Genomic DNA, 13,812 nt, shown 5'->3' on the forward strand with positions numbered 1-13,812 from the left:
TATTTTTCACCGTTTTAAAATCAAATAGAAAAATGAACAGAGTCAAGTATCATGTTGCTTCCGTACTGTTTCTTTTTGGTGCAGTTTTAATGGCACAGGAAGAAGGAGAAGCCAAACCAGAGCGGGAGCCAGGTCATTACAATCAGAGTAAATTTAAACAGTTGTATGAGGAATTTTCCACGCCCAACACCTACCGTTCCGCATCAGGGGCGCCAGGTCCGGATTACTACCAACAGCAGGCAGATTATGTGATCGATGTGCAGTTGGATGACAAAAAAGCAATAATCCATGGTGAGGAAACCATCACCTATCACAACAATTCCCCAGATGATTTGGAGTTTCTTTGGGTACAATTGGACCAAAATGTCCGTTCCAAGGATTCCAAATCCCCGCTTCGTGACGGGAATGGGGTGAATATCGCGTACACCGCCGGTAATTTTGCTGAAACCTATATGAGCGAACCATTTGATGGTGGTTTTAATATTGAATCAGTGACGGATGCCAGTGGAAAACCATTGTCCCATACCATCAACCAGACCATGATGCGGGTGAACATTCCCCAACCACTAAAGAGTGGGGAAAAAGTTTCTTTCTCCATCAAGTGGTGGTACAATGTTCCCGATCATACCATAAACAGGGCCCGTTCTGGATTCGAATATTTCCCTGAAGACGGCAACCGTGCCTACGTTATTGCCCAGTTCTTTCCACGAATGGCAGTTTATAGTGATGTGGAAGGATGGCAGAACCATCAATTCTGGGGCAGCGGAGAGTTTGCACTGCCCTTTGGAAACTACGATGTGAGCATTACCGTGCCAGCGGACCACATTTTGGATGCTACCGGGGAATTGCAGAACAGGGATGAGGTCTTCACCAAAGAAATGATGAAGCGCTACAAGGATGCCAAAAAATCCTATGACAAGCCTGTGATCATCGTGACCCAAGAAGAAGCTGAGGCCGCTGAAAAAGGATTCTCAACCGATACCAAAACATGGAAATTCAAAGCGACCAATGTTAGGGATTATGCTTTTGCCACTTCCCGTAAGTTTATTTGGGATATGCAGGCCGTTAACATTGGCGGTAAGGATGTAATGGCGGTTTCCCTTTATCCAAAAGAAGGAAATCCACTTTGGGAAGAAATGTCCACAAAAGCTGTGGTTCAGACCCTAAAGACCTATTCCAAGCATACGTTTGCTTATCCCTATCACAAAGCCATTTCCGTTCACGCCAAGAATCAAGGGATGGAATACCCTATGATTTGTTGGAACTATGGTCGTCCCAATGAGGATGGTACCTATTCCGATCGAGTGAAATTTGGAATGATCAGTGTGATCATCCATGAAGTGGGCCATAACTTTTTCCCCATGATCGTAAACTCCGATGAGCGTCAATGGGGATGGATGGACGAAGGTCTGGATACTTTTATGCAGTATTTGGCCGAGCAGGAATTCGGAAAAAACAATCCTTCCGTGATTGCTCCCAATGAAAAATATCCCTCACGCAGAGGGAACCCTGCGGATATTGTACCGTACATGGCCGGAGATCAGAGTTACATCTCTCCAATCATGTCCAACCCAGAAAACGTTTACCAGTTGGGTCCAAATGCCTATGGTAAACCCGCCACGGCATTGAACATCCTAAGGGAGACCGTAATGGGTGAGGAATTGTTTGACCATGCCTTTAAAACCTATGCACAACGTTGGATGTTCAAGCACCCGACACCAGAGGATTTCTTCCGCACCATGGAAGACGCCTCCGCTGTAGATTTGGACTGGTTCTGGAGAAGCTGGTTCTACACCACCGATTATGTGGATATAGGTGTAAAAGGGGTGAAAAAATACTATGTGACCAACAAGCCTACCAAAGAAATGGAAAAATATATGGCTGATAGAAATATCACTGAGGCCGATTTGCCGCCTTTGGTATACTTGGCAGAAGAAGACAGTGAGGATTATATGCCCGAGCTTAAAGGGAAATCCCCAACGGAAACTTCCCAAAACCTGAAGGAATTTATGATGGACAACATGACCGAGGCCGAAAGGTCACAGGTTAAGGAGCCCAAATATTTCTACGAAGTTACTTTCGACAAGCCAGGAGGAATCCCAATGCCATTGATTGTGGAGTACACCTATGCCGATGGTACAACGGAAAGTGTTACCTACCCACCTGAAATTTGGAGAAAGAACGATGCTGAGGTAAAAAGGGTTATCTCATCCCAAAAAGAATTGGTAGGTATTGTGGTGGATCCAAAGTTGGAAACTGCGGATATAGATACCACCAACAATGCTTGGCCCAAGAAAGAAGAGAAATCAGACTTTGATAAGTTTAAGGATAATATCAAAGGATAAATTTAGTTACAAAATAGCTGTTAAAAGCCTCGTGATTTCACGAGGCTTTTTTTATTTTCCTACCAACTTCTCATTATATTTGTTGCATGCATATTCTATTCATAAGTGGCGCAGAGATTTTTTTCATCCTATTTATAGTGGTGATGGTCTTTGGCGCCGATAAAATTCCTGGGATTGCCAAAGGACTTGGCAAGGGAATGCGCCAACTTCGGGATGCAACCGATGATATTAAGCGCGAAATCCAAAAAAGTGCCGACAAGCAGGGCATTGATACCGATTTTACCAAGGATATCCGGAAAGAAATCGATGATGTCAAGAAAAATGTGGATGAGGTCACAGGTTCGGTAAAAAGAAATCTCAAATAATCCATGTTAAAAAAAGTGCTCGAATGGGATAGGGACACGTTTATCTATCTCAATAGTTTGGGCATTGAGGAATATGATGGGTTTTGGTCCACCATTACCAATATTGCCACATGGACCCCACTTTTTATCCTTTTTCTCGTATTACTGTTCCTGAAATTTCCAAAAAGGGAAGCTTGGTTTAAACTTTTGACCCTGATCGGTTTGGTGCTTTTTATCACAGCCATAACCCATTGGACCAAAATATCAGTGGCCCGCTTGCGGCCCAACAACACAGAGGAAATCAATACCTTGATTCGAATCCTAAAAACACCAACAGACTATAGTTTTTTTTCTGGGCATGCTTCGAGTTCCTTTTCCATAACCACTTTGGTATTTCTTTTCTTGAGAGAAAAAGTAAAGTGGGTTATTTTATTTTTTATCTGGCCTATTTTGTTCGCCATGAGCCGAATCTATGTAGGGGTGCACTTCCCCATCGATATTTTAGTGGGTACAGTGGTAGGATTGCTTTCAGGACTGCTTTTTTATAAGCTGTACAACCGATTTATTTCACCCTACTCAGGGTCAACCCATCCCTAATGGGCAGCAATACCGTGTCAACTCTGGGGTCATTTTGCAGTTTTTTGTTGTACGCCTTCAAGGCAAGGGTCGCTTTATCCGATTTTGGAACAGGTTCCACCACCTTCCCGGACCACAACACATTGTCCGATAAAATAACACTGCCCGGTTTCGTTTTTTGAATAGCGGCCTCAAAATAGGCGTCATAGTTCACTTTTTGGGCATCAATAAAAACTAAATCAAAGGTGAGTTCCAGTTTTGGGATGATGTTCAACGCATCTCCCGTATGTTGAATGATTTTGGGCCCAAAATCACTTCTATCAAAATACTTACGTTGAAAACCGTGCAGTTCCTCATTGATTTCAATAGTGTGCAATTCTCCGTTGTTGCGGAGTCCTTCCGCCAAACAAATAGCAGAATACCCCGTATAGGTTCCTATTTCCAAGATATTTTGGGGAGCGATGATTTTGGAGAGCAGACTCAAAACCCGACCTTGAAAATGCCCAGTGATCATGCGTGGCTGCAATACCTTTAAATGGGTCTCCCGTGATAACTCCGCCAATAGTTCGGGTTCTGTTTGGGAGTGTTCCTCTATATAGTCTTCCAGTATGTTGGACAGGAAATGCATGGGTTATTTTTTTCAAAAATAGATAAAAGAACTACATTCGGAGACAACTTGTATCCTCAATTAAAATGACTTCAGACCAAATCACAATTCGTAATGCAACTTTGGAGGATTTGTCCATCCTGCTGCATTTTGAACAAGGCATCATCACTGCAGAACGACCATACGACGTAACCATCAAAGAAGATCCTATAAGTTATTATGACCTCAAACAAATGATTTTGGATGATAGCAGCTGTGTTGTTGTGGCAGAAACGGAAGGGAAAGTGGTGTCCTCCGGATATGCCATTTCCAAACGGGCAAGGAATTACCTAAATCATGAGTATTATGCTTATTTGGGCTTTATGTACACTGATCCAGAATACAGAGGTAGGGGTATTAATGCCCTTATTGTGGAAGAACTGAAAAAATGGTCCGAAGAAAAAGGTTTAAAAGAGATTCGATTGACGGTCTACAGCGATAATCTTCCTGCCATAAAGGCTTATGAAAAGGTGGGATTTAAAAAGCACATCATTGAAATGCGCTTAGAATGATTTCCTTGAGCCAAAATAGGTTCACAAATTGTATTTTTGAGGCAAATCAAGAAAAAGCATGACATTCCAAAATACCCTTGAGTTTGCGCAGCAGTTGGATGCTAAGGACAGGCTTTTCAAATACCGACAAGAATTTCACTATCCCAAGGTAAACGGAAAGGATGTCATCTATTTTACAGGCAATTCCTTGGGGTTGCAGCCCAAACGAACCCAAAAATTTGTGGACGAGGTGATGAAGGATTGGCGCGAATTGGCTGTGGAAGGGCATTTTTATGCGGACAAACCTTGGTGGGATTATCACGAGCGATTGGCATCAGGCTTGGGGAAGGTTGTGGGCGCAAGCCCAAAAGAGGTTTCAGTGATGAACACCCTGACCGTAAATCTCCACCTTTTGATGGTGTCTTTTTATCGCCCTACCGCAAAACGGTTCAAAATTCTGTGTGAAGAAAAGGCATTTCCCTCCGATCAGTATATGTTGCAGAGTCAATTGCGATTTCATGGTCTGGACCCAAAAGATGCCCTAGTTGAGTTCAAAAAGCGGGAAGGGGAACATTTTTGGCGAACAGAGGATATCCTTGAAAAAATCAATGAAGTAGGAGAGGAGCTCGCCTTGGTGTTGATGGGCGGTGTAAACTATTACAACGGTCAGGTGTTGGATATGGAAGCCATCACCAAAGCGGGAAAATCAGTAGGCGCTTTTGTAGGTTGGGATTTGGCCCATGCTGTGGGCAACGTAAAATTGAACCTGCACGATTGGGATGCCGACTTTGCCGCTTGGTGCAGCTATAAATATATGAACAGTGGGCCTGGAAATGCTTCGGGTATTTTTGTGCACGAAAAGCATTTGGGCAAAAAAGACATTCCCCGTTTTGAAGGGTGGTGGGGCACCAAAAAAGAAACTCGGTTTTTAATGGAACCTGAATTTGACCCCATTGAATCGGCAGATGCGTGGCAATTGAGCAACCCTCCCATATTGTCCCTGGCGCCATACTTGGCGTCTTTGGAATTGTTTGATGAAGTGGGTATGGATGCCCTTATTGAAAAGCAAAGGACCATTGTGGACTATTTGGAGTTCATTTTGCATGAAATCGACAAACAAGTGGAAAGTTCATTTGAAATCATCACTCCAAAAGAACGTGGTTGTCAGCTTTCTGTTTTTTTGCATGGCGAAGGACGGCCTCTGTTCGATTATCTTATGAAAAACGGAGTCATCACCGATTGGCGTGAGCCTAATGTTATTCGATTGGCCCCAGCCCCGTTCTATTGCTCTTTTGAGGATATGTTCCGTTTTGGTCAGATTTTAAAAGCTGGAATACAGGACAAATAAGCACAAAGCGCTATAATGAACCAACCAAACCCTTTAACTTTATGAAATCCCTGTGGCTCATTTTATCCAAACCAAGATATTTTGGGGCGGCATGGGTATTTACCAGTATCAATATTTGGTTCGGTACCTGGGCCATTTATATCCCTTCCGTCAAGGAAAAATTGGGCATAGATAAGGCTGATTTGGGCATCGCTTTATTTTGCTTGTCTTTAGGAGTTTTTACCATTTTCCCAGTGGCTTCCAAGATCATCAACAAACTTGGTGTGGGCCGGGCATCGTGGTACGGGGTGGTGTTTGTCTCCGTAACGGCCATGTTGCCCCTTATGGCATCCAATTATTATTTGTTGATGGCGGCTTTGTACCTTTTTGGTGCCAGTAATGGTTTTATTGATATAGCCATTAATACTTTGGTCACGGAGATTGAAAAAGAGGAGAAGCAAAATTTTATGTCAGCCGCACATGGTTTTTTTAGTTTGGGTGGTATTTTGGTGGGGCTGGGCAGTTTTCTGATCCCAGTGATTGGAAACCCCGTTTTGCACATGGGCATTACCGTGATTTTGGTATTTGTCATCAATTTTTTTCTGAAGAAACATTACATCCACGTAGTGGCCGCCCCAGTGGAAAAGGAACCTTTTAGTCTAAAACTCTTTAAACCCCTATTATTGTTGGGCATTATTGGTTTTGTTTCGTTTGGTGGGGAGGGTGCTATCATTGATTGGAGCGCACTCTACCTAAAAGAAATGACCATGGCCCCTGAAATGCTCATTGGAGCCGGATTTTTGGCATTTTCAACTACAATGACTTTGGGTCGGTTTCTTGGAGATGGAATCAGTGCCAAAATCGGTCCCATAAAAATAGTGGGACTGGGTGCTTTTATTGCAGCTATTGGTTTTGTTTTGGTATTGACACAGCAGACCACATGGTCCATTATCGGCTTCGCTTTTTGCGGTCTCGGTTTCTCGGTAATTGTTCCCGAATTATTCCGAATTGGGGGCAATGTAAAGGGAGTGGATTCCTCTCAAGGGGTTGCTTTTATTGCAGGAGCGGGTTATATGGGCTTTTTGTTGGGTCCGGTGATTCTAGGATTTGTTGCCGAAAGTTCTTCCCTGAACTACAGTTTTATTATACTACTTTGCTTGGCCCTACTGGTTTTGGGGATTACATTTTTCCTTCAGAAAAAACGAAAATAAAAGTTGCTATTCCGTTACGGACAAACCGGTAAAGTAGAGGTGAAAACTGCCATCTCCCTTTTTGTGGTCTTGGGCAATCTCTAATCCCCCTATATTTTTGTAGTTTTCCCAGGTAGTGGCCAAAGAAGGCTCCTCTTGGTTGGATTTTCGGTAGACCCATTCCCTTAGGATGTAATCATCCTTAAAATAAAAATCGTATGCATCACCGGGAGTATACCCACCCTCATTTTTGTATACAATGGTCAATTTTTGCATGTTTTCCCCACTAATAGGTGCTTTTTCAGCTTCGGTATGTTCAAAAGTATAGCTGTTGGAGTCCCACATTAAGTTAAAAGGGGCAGCAAGCCAATAACGGTCATTGATGAAACCACTGTTTCTTTTATAGGCAATGCTGTCCATGGATTTTGGATTATACGTCAACGTATCTTCGCCAGATATGGCGGTTACCTCATTCATCTTGGGTTTCCACACCCAGCTTCGCTCAAAATGGGTGCTGTCCCGGTCCACATTAAAAGTGAAGGTGATTTCGGAAACGTACTTCCAGTTTTCATAGCCATGGGCATCGGCAATTTTTTCAGGAATGGTCTTTTCAGCTTCCGGTTGTGCTTCTGCATTTGAAGTTTTGGGTTCGGTTTTGCAACCGATGAAAAGTACCAACGAAAGGATAAGGAGTGGATATATGGGCTTCATGTCTGATTTTTAATCAAATATACCATGTTTTTGGTATCTTGCGCGCCATTTTTTCGAGAGATCAAATTAAATCAACCCAACAAAGTGACTTTTCTTAAAAGGCTGTTTCTAATAATTATAAGTAACCCCGACAAAGCATCTTTGGAAACGGAAGACCTGTGTACCCATCTTTCGGATGAGGAATTAGTGGAACAGATAGTTGCAAACAATGACCCTTTGCTGTTTGGTCTATTGTATGATCGTTATGCCAAAATGGTGTACAATAAATGCTGTGGTTTTGCCAAATCGGACGACGAAGCCGAGGATTTGACCCAAGATGTTTTTTTACAGTTGTTCATTAAATTGAAAATGTTCAAAAGGAAGTCCAAATTCTCAACGTGGTTATATTCCTTCACCTATAATTTTTGTGTCAACTATGTAAACCGGAACAAACAGCGTAAGATGCGGGATCAATCAATTCCGGTAGAAGCAACTGAATACAAGTTGAAGACCGAAGTTCCCGATGAGAGCCTATATGAAATGAAAGCCGAGAAGCTAAAAAAAGCCTTGGAGCTGATTTCAGTTGAAGATAAATCACTTTTATTGCTGAAGTATCAAGATGGCGCCAGTATCAAAGAATTGGTAAGCCTAATGGAGATTGGGGAAAGTGCGGTGAAAATGCGATTAAAGCGCGCAAAGGAAAAACTAATGCAAATCTATAATACCCTACAATAGATGGCTAAGAAACACAGGAACCCGTTTAAACAATTGGAGGCTTCGCTTAAGGAGGCCCCTCCAGAAATGAAGCAAAAAGTAATGAACGACATTGCAGCGGCAAAGTTGATCATGGATATGGCTGCACTGTTTTCCCTTAATGTGGGCAGCGCTTTGCGAAAACTTTTCAGAACCTTGGGAGAGAACTAACTACAACATAAATAAACAACAACTATGGAAACACTGAACAACTGGAAAAATCTCACAATTGATTCACTATCGGCAATGGGAAAGGAAATAGCCGTGGTACTTCCAAAGATCATAGGAGCAATTACCGTTCTTGTCCTGGGATGGTTGGTCATAAAAATAGCACTGTTCCTTTTGGGAAAAATTTTAAAGCTCACCAAGGCAAATGCACTCAGTGAACGAATCAACGACATGGATATTTTTGGCAAGGGGGATGTAAAAGTGGACATTATAAAAATAATCTTGGGATTTGTAAAGTGGGGACTAGTGCTGGTAATTTTTATTGTGGCTGCCGATATACTCAATTGGAAAATCATTTCCACCGAAATAGGTAATCTTTTGCGCTATTTGCCTAGATTCTTCAGTGCACTGGTTTTACTTATGATAGGATTCTATATTGGAAACTTGGTAAAGAATACCGTAAAACGGTTGTTCGATTCTTTGGAATTGGGAGGCTCAAATCTGGTAAGTAACCTCTTGTTCTACATCATCATTGTTTTTATGTCGATAACCGCTTTGAACCAAGCTGGGGTGGACACGACCATAATTACCAACAACATCACCTTGATTTTGGCTTCCTTTCTCTTGGCCTTTGGTTTGGGACTGGGATTGGGCTCCAAAGATGTCATTGCAGATATCCTGCGCTCTTACTATACCAGAAAAATCTATGCTGTGGGTGATAAAATAACAATCGGTGCCGATGCGGGGACCATTGAGGCCATTGATAACAATAGTCTTACCTTGGTGACCAAAGCCGGAAAATTTATAATTCCCATCAAAGATGTGGTCGCTCAAAAGGTAGAAATAAAGCCGCAGTCACCGTATTTGGACAAAAGCGGATAATGCACCAATATTTCCTTGGAATTTGATTATTTTTGAAACTTTCAACAAATAAAAAATGAGTTCAAAGAAAGGAAAGGTTCAAGAATTGATCCAAGAAAAACTGCTAGAAGAGCGAAAGGTATTTTTGTGGGGAATGGTTGATGATGATTCTGCAAAACACGTCATAGATCGTCTGCTGTACTTGGATTTGCTAAATAACAAGGAAATTCAATTGATCATCAATAGCCCTGGAGGGTATGTAACCTCCGGTTTTGCCATTTATGACACGATAAAACAACTTAAAAGTCCCGTATCAACGGTTTGCTCCGGTTTGGCGGCTTCCATGGGGTCAATCCTTCTATCCGTAGGAAAAAAAGGAAGACGGTTCATTCAGCCCCATGCACGGGTCATGATTCACCAACCCAGCGGAGGTGCTCGTGGCCAAGCTTCCAATATTGAAATTCAAGCACGGGAAATTATAAAGACCAAGGAATTGGGTGCGCAGATTCTAGCGGATAATTGTGGTCAACCTTTTGATAAGGTCATGAAAGATTTTGATCGGGATTATTGGATGAGTGCTGAAGAATCTGTGGAATACGGCATTGTGGACGAGATTTTGAAATAAGAAACAGATACCCTAAAAAGGGAAAAAGTCCTTCGCAAGTTTTGGGAAGGACTTTTTGCATATATATGGACGCCGAAGCGGAATATTTTAATATATATACGGCAAGATGGATACCAAAAGACTTTAAAGAAGTGTTAAAAATGGGTGATGTATTGGCTGCTCTAGGTATTTGGTTTTGTAACAGATTGATTTTCTGATAGACTATGTTAAAACAGCGTATACCACCCAATTTCCGTATTTTTATGCTTTAATTGGAATTCGCCATTCGGCATTTATGACACAGACGCCTAAAAACATAGCCATCATCGGTTCCGGATTGGTGGGTTCGCTCTTAGCCATTTATCTACGTAAAAAAGGACATTCGGTTACGGTATTTGACCGTAGGCCGGATATCAGGACCATTAAATTTTCAGGTCGCTCCATCAACCTCGCTATGAGCAATAGGGGTTGGCGTTCATTGCAAAAAGTAGGCTTGGAAAAACGCATCAAGGAGATTGCCATTCCTTTGGACAAGCGCGCGATGCACGTAAATGAAAAACCAGTCTATTTTCAAAAATATGGAAAGGAAGGAGAGGCCATTTGGTCCATTTCCCGTGGGATTCTCAATAAAAAAATGATTGATTTGGCTGAAGAGGCCGGAACTGTTTTCCGGTTCAATGAAAAAGTATGGGATGTAAACCTTCCCGAAGCTAAAATCTATACTGGAGAAACAGAAAAGAGCGAGTGGAAGGAATATCAATACGACCTTGTTTTCGGGTGTGATGGCGCTTTCTCGCGGGTAAGGCACAAAATGCAGCGCCGAAGCCGGTTTGATTATTCCCAAGATTTCATCGATGTAGGGTACAAGGAGCTGACCATTCCCGCCAATGCGGATGGTACCCATAAATTGGACAAGAATTCGTTTCATATTTGGCCAAGGGGCAAATTCATGCTCATAGCCATGCCCAATATCGATGGAAGTTTTACCTGTACGCTGTTCTTGCCTTTTGAGGGAGAAGTCTCCTTTGAAAGTATCACTACAGAAGATCAGGCTAGAAGCTTTTTTAGAACCTATTTTCCAAATGTGAAAAAGAATATTGAGAATCTATCCCAAGATTTTTTCAAAAACCCAACGAGTGCCATGGTTACCATGAAATGCTATCCTTGGACTTATTGGGATAAGGTGGCCTTGGTTGGGGATTCTGCACATGCCATTGTTCCTTTTTACGGGCAGGGCATGAACGCCGGTTTTGAGGATATTTATGTGCTGAACGAGCTCATGGAAACCCATGGAGACAATTGGGATGCCATTTTTAAAGAATACCAAGAAGAACGAAAACCCAATGCCGATGCCATTGCCGAGCTCAGTTACCGAAATTTTGTAGAGATGAGCAGTAAAACGGCTGACCCTAAGTTTCTGCTGCAAAAGAAGATTGAAAAGTGGTTTTCTTCCAAACATCCAGACAAATGGATTCCAGTGTATAGCAGGGTGACCTTCTCTGAAAGGCCTTATGCCGAAGCTTTGGCCATTGGGGACAAACAGGAAGATATTATGCAGGAAATCTTGAAAATTCCAAATATTTCAGAAGAATGGGAAACCAAAGAAGTGGAAGATAAAATCTTGGAACTTTTAGAAGAGGATTAGCAAAGCTCTTTATATTTTTAGTTCGACACGAATTTCACCAATTTTCTCGAAGATATATTGTTTGGGTTAAACCCGTCACCCTGAATTCATTTCAGGGTCGCACTGATGGAGAGGTAGTCAAGAAATCTTTTTCACACGAATCTTGCGAATTTTCTCAAAACTATAAGGTGATATGGGGTTCCGAAACGAGTTCGGAATGACAAAGGCACAATAAAAAAGCCACTTAAAAAGTGGCTTTTAATTTTATAGGAAATGCAAATTATAGCTTCGCAAACAAACCTTGCATTCTTTCTTGCTCTTCCTCTGCCAATAGTGGATCTACCAAGATTCGTCCACTATGCTCATCCGTAATGATTTTTTTACGGGAAGCAATTTCCACCTGTACTTGGGGTGGAATGGTGAAAAACGAACCTCCAGAAGCGCCACGCTCCACAGGAACCACGGCAAGACCATTTTTTACGTTGGTGCGAATCCTTTTATACGCTTGAACCAAACGGTCTTCAATTTTTTCTTCGTATTCCTCTGATTTTTTCAAAAGGGCTTTTTCCTCTTTTTCTGTTTCAGCAAGAATGGCATCCAATTCACCTTTTTTGTGCTTCAAGTGGCCTTCACGCTCCGAAAGTTTTTCTTTGGTCTCAGCAATCACTTCTTTTTTCTGCTCAATCTGTGCCTTGAATTCTTTAATGTTCTTTTCAGCCAATTGAATTTCCAATTCTTGGAATTCCACTTCCTTGCTCAAGGAGTTGAACTCTCGGCTGTTTCGCACATTTTTTTGTTGCTCAGCGTATTTTTTAATAAGCGCTTTGGACTCTTCAATAAGATTTTTCTTGGCAGTGATTTCAAAATTGATGGTCTCAACGTCCGTTTTTAGTTTGTCCATACGGGTTTTTAGACCCAATACCTCATCTTCCAAGTCCTGTACTTCCAATGGGAGTTCACCTCGTACATTGCGTATTTCGTCAACCCTGGAATCAATGAGCTGTAGATCGTACAATGCTCTCAATTTTTCTTCCACGGTGCTTTCTTTTTTGTTCGCCATATTATTTATAAATACTTGATGGGATTTGTTTTACTCTCCGATAAAGAGACTGCAAAATTAGGAATTTTTTTTGTAAGATAATCAACCAATAAATCTTTTGTAAACTGCTCAGTTTCAAAGTGCCCAATATCGGCAAGGACAATCTGGTTTTCGGCCTCAAAAAACTGGTGGTATTTTAGGTCAGAAGTCACAAAAATATCCGCTTTTGCCTTTTTAGCGGCCGAAATGGCAAAGGAGCCACTCCCTCCCAGAACCGCCACTCGTTTTACCTTCTTTCCAAGCAATTTGGAATGGCGCACCATGGATGCGTTCATTTTCTTCTTGACATACTGCAAAAAGGCCATTTCATCCATTTCATCTTCCAGTGTGCCCATCATGCCAATGCCAATGTCCTGGTTTATGTTTTCCAGTGCAGAGATTTCGTAGGCCACCTCTTCATAGGAATGGGCATTAAAAAGTGCTTCAAGGATTTTTTGTTCTTTTTCAAAAGAATAGATCACATTGATCTGGGTTTCTTTTTCCACATGGACCTCCCCAATTTTTCCAACCGTTGGATTGGCTTCTTCACCGGCGACAAAACTTCCTTTGCCTTCCAAGCTAAAACTGCAATTGCTGTATTTTCCAATTTCACCTGCTCCGGCACCAAAAAGAGCCGACTTTATAGCTTCTGATTCTCCATTGGGTGCATAGGTGGTCAATTTTTTGATGGTTCCTTTCTTGGGCATCAGAATCTTTGGATTTTGGATGCCCAATACCTCACAAATCTTGGCATTTACCCCATGTTTGCTGTTGTCCAGGGCCGTATGCATGCTATAAATGGCAATGTTATTGGAGATGGCCTTCATGACCACACGTTCCACATACGTACTGCCAGTAAGTTTTTTGAGACCACTGAATATGATGGGATGGAAACTGACAATTAAGTTGTAATTTTTAGCAATGGCTTCGTCCACAACATTTTCCAACGTGTCCAGCGTGACCAAGACACCATTTACGGTCATATTATGATTTCCCACCAGTAATCCAACGTTGTCAAAATCCTCGGCATGGGCCATAGGAGCCAGTTCTTCCAGTATTTTTGTAATATCCTTTACGGTCATTTGGTTTTTCTTAAGTAGGCTAAAGATAAAATA

At 42.0% G+C, this 13,812-nt stretch carries 15 protein-coding genes; 11 read left to right on the forward strand and 4 right to left on the reverse strand.

All coding sequences use genetic code 11. The annotated features are described in order from the left end of the window. Positions 1-32 precede the first annotated feature (32 nt). The 3 genes from FG28_RS11595 (at position 33) to FG28_RS11605 (ending at position 3,286) form a co-directional block, all read left to right on the forward strand. Positions 33-2,345 carry a M1 family metallopeptidase gene (locus tag FG28_RS11595; RefSeq protein WP_036383000.1) on the forward strand — a complete coding sequence of 771 codons (2,313 nt, stop codon included), beginning with the start codon at positions 33-35 and terminating at the stop codon, positions 2,343-2,345. 86 nt (positions 2,346-2,431) lie between these two features. Beyond that, on the forward strand, positions 2,432-2,710 hold the full coding sequence (locus tag FG28_RS11600) for a twin-arginine translocase TatA/TatE family subunit (RefSeq protein ID WP_036383002.1): 279 nt from the start codon (positions 2,432-2,434) through the stop codon (positions 2,708-2,710). Positions 2,711-2,713: 3 nt separating this feature from the next. Next, positions 2,714-3,286, forward strand: a complete 573-nt coding sequence (locus FG28_RS11605; protein WP_036383005.1) for a phosphatase PAP2 family protein — start codon at positions 2,714-2,716, stop codon at positions 3,284-3,286. Here the strand turns inward: FG28_RS11605 and FG28_RS11610 are convergent. Next, a complete protein-coding gene (locus tag FG28_RS11610) occupies positions 3,252-3,893 on the reverse strand; it encodes an O-methyltransferase (RefSeq protein WP_036383008.1) in 642 nt (213 codons plus the stop codon). The genes FG28_RS11605 and FG28_RS11610 overlap by 35 nt on opposite strands. 65 nt (positions 3,894-3,958) lie before the next feature. On the opposite strand from FG28_RS11610, the gene FG28_RS11615 reads away from it, so the two are divergent. The 3 genes from FG28_RS11615 to FG28_RS11625 are packed head-to-tail and all read left to right on the forward strand — an operon-like array spanning position 3,959 to position 6,940. Continuing rightward, a complete protein-coding gene (locus FG28_RS11615; RefSeq protein WP_036383010.1) occupies positions 3,959-4,423 on the forward strand; it encodes a GNAT family N-acetyltransferase in 465 nt (154 codons plus the stop codon). A gap of 58 nt (positions 4,424-4,481) precedes the next feature. Continuing rightward, a complete protein-coding gene (gene kynU, locus FG28_RS11620) occupies positions 4,482-5,750 on the forward strand; it encodes a kynureninase (protein WP_036383011.1) in 1,269 nt (422 codons plus the stop codon). Between the two features lie 41 nt (positions 5,751-5,791). After that, positions 5,792-6,940: an MFS transporter gene (locus tag FG28_RS11625; RefSeq protein WP_036383013.1), complete on the forward strand. Its 1,149-nt coding sequence runs from the start codon at positions 5,792-5,794 to the stop codon at positions 6,938-6,940. A gap of 6 nt (positions 6,941-6,946) precedes the next feature. Here the strand turns inward: FG28_RS11625 and FG28_RS11630 are convergent, their stop codons facing one another. Then, a complete protein-coding gene (locus tag FG28_RS11630) occupies positions 6,947-7,630 on the reverse strand; it encodes a hypothetical protein (protein ID WP_036383014.1) in 684 nt (227 codons plus the stop codon). Positions 7,631-7,714: 84 nt separating this feature from the next. On the opposite strand from FG28_RS11630, the gene FG28_RS11635 reads away from it, so the two are divergent. From FG28_RS11635 to FG28_RS11655, 5 genes are all read left to right on the forward strand, one after another. Beyond that, positions 7,715-8,344 carry an RNA polymerase sigma factor gene (locus tag FG28_RS11635; protein WP_231562621.1) on the forward strand — a complete coding sequence of 210 codons (630 nt, stop codon included), beginning with the start codon at positions 7,715-7,717 and terminating at the stop codon, positions 8,342-8,344. Beyond that, positions 8,345-8,533 carry a hypothetical protein gene (locus tag FG28_RS11640; RefSeq protein ID WP_036383016.1) on the forward strand — a complete coding sequence of 63 codons (189 nt, stop codon included), beginning with the start codon at positions 8,345-8,347 and terminating at the stop codon, positions 8,531-8,533. 24 nt (positions 8,534-8,557) lie between these two features. Next, positions 8,558-9,412, forward strand: coding sequence for a mechanosensitive ion channel (locus FG28_RS11645; protein ID WP_036383019.1), 855 nt, complete (start codon positions 8,558-8,560; stop codon positions 9,410-9,412). 55 nt (positions 9,413-9,467) lie between these two features. Beyond that, a complete protein-coding gene (locus FG28_RS11650; RefSeq protein WP_036383021.1) occupies positions 9,468-10,016 on the forward strand; it encodes a ClpP family protease in 549 nt (182 codons plus the stop codon). A 274-nt stretch (positions 10,017-10,290) separates the two neighbouring features. Further along, the gene (locus FG28_RS11655; RefSeq protein ID WP_036383023.1) at positions 10,291-11,640 is read left to right on the forward strand and encodes an NAD(P)/FAD-dependent oxidoreductase; all 1,350 of its coding nucleotides are present in this window, start codon (positions 10,291-10,293) and stop codon (positions 11,638-11,640) included. Positions 11,641-11,899: 259 nt separating this feature from the next. Here the strand turns inward: FG28_RS11655 and FG28_RS11660 are convergent, their stop codons facing one another. Next, positions 11,900-12,679, reverse strand: coding sequence for a zinc ribbon domain-containing protein (locus FG28_RS11660; RefSeq protein WP_036383025.1), 780 nt, complete (start codon positions 12,677-12,679; stop codon positions 11,900-11,902). Positions 12,680-12,684: 5 nt separating this feature from the next. Next, positions 12,685-13,779 (reverse strand): Nif3-like dinuclear metal center hexameric protein, encoded by a 1,095-nt coding sequence (locus tag FG28_RS11665; RefSeq protein ID WP_036383028.1) that lies wholly within the window; start codon positions 13,777-13,779, stop codon positions 12,685-12,687. Between the last annotated feature and the right edge of the window lie 33 nt (positions 13,780-13,812).

The organism is Muricauda sp. MAR_2010_75 (genome assembly GCF_000745185.1).
Lineage (GTDB): Bacteria > Bacteroidota > Bacteroidia > Flavobacteriales > Flavobacteriaceae > Flagellimonas.

What these genes read in the sequence shown, in the direction of transcription:
- FG28_RS11645 (WP_036383019.1), top strand. Translation starts at nt 8,558, where the DNA reads ATGGAAACACTGAACAACTGGAAAAATCTCACAATTGATTCACTATCG.
- FG28_RS11640 (WP_036383016.1), top strand. Translation starts at nt 8,345, where the DNA reads ATGGCTAAGAAACACAGGAACCCGTTTAAACAATTGGAGGCTTCGCTT.
- FG28_RS11605 (WP_036383005.1), top strand. Translation starts at nt 2,714, where the DNA reads ATGTTAAAAAAAGTGCTCGAATGGGATAGGGACACGTTTATCTATCTC.
- FG28_RS11610 (WP_036383008.1), bottom strand. Translation starts at nt 3,893, where the DNA reads ATGCATTTCCTGTCCAACATACTGGAAGACTATATAGAGGAACACTCC.
- FG28_RS11630 (WP_036383014.1), bottom strand. Translation starts at nt 7,630, where the DNA reads ATGAAGCCCATATATCCACTCCTTATCCTTTCGTTGGTACTTTTCATC.
- FG28_RS11615 (WP_036383010.1), top strand. Translation starts at nt 3,959, where the DNA reads ATGACTTCAGACCAAATCACAATTCGTAATGCAACTTTGGAGGATTTG.
- FG28_RS11655 (WP_036383023.1), top strand. Translation starts at nt 10,291, where the DNA reads ATGACACAGACGCCTAAAAACATAGCCATCATCGGTTCCGGATTGGTG.
- FG28_RS11665 (WP_036383028.1), bottom strand. Translation starts at nt 13,779, where the DNA reads ATGACCGTAAAGGATATTACAAAAATACTGGAAGAACTGGCTCCTATG.
- FG28_RS11595 (WP_036383000.1), top strand. Translation starts at nt 33, where the DNA reads ATGAACAGAGTCAAGTATCATGTTGCTTCCGTACTGTTTCTTTTTGGT.
- FG28_RS11600 (WP_036383002.1), top strand. Translation starts at nt 2,432, where the DNA reads ATGCATATTCTATTCATAAGTGGCGCAGAGATTTTTTTCATCCTATTT.
- kynU (WP_036383011.1), top strand. Translation starts at nt 4,482, where the DNA reads ATGACATTCCAAAATACCCTTGAGTTTGCGCAGCAGTTGGATGCTAAG.
- FG28_RS11625 (WP_036383013.1), top strand. Translation starts at nt 5,792, where the DNA reads ATGAAATCCCTGTGGCTCATTTTATCCAAACCAAGATATTTTGGGGCG.
- FG28_RS11650 (WP_036383021.1), top strand. Translation starts at nt 9,468, where the DNA reads ATGAGTTCAAAGAAAGGAAAGGTTCAAGAATTGATCCAAGAAAAACTG.
- FG28_RS11660 (WP_036383025.1), bottom strand. Translation starts at nt 12,679, where the DNA reads ATGGCGAACAAAAAAGAAAGCACCGTGGAAGAAAAATTGAGAGCATTG.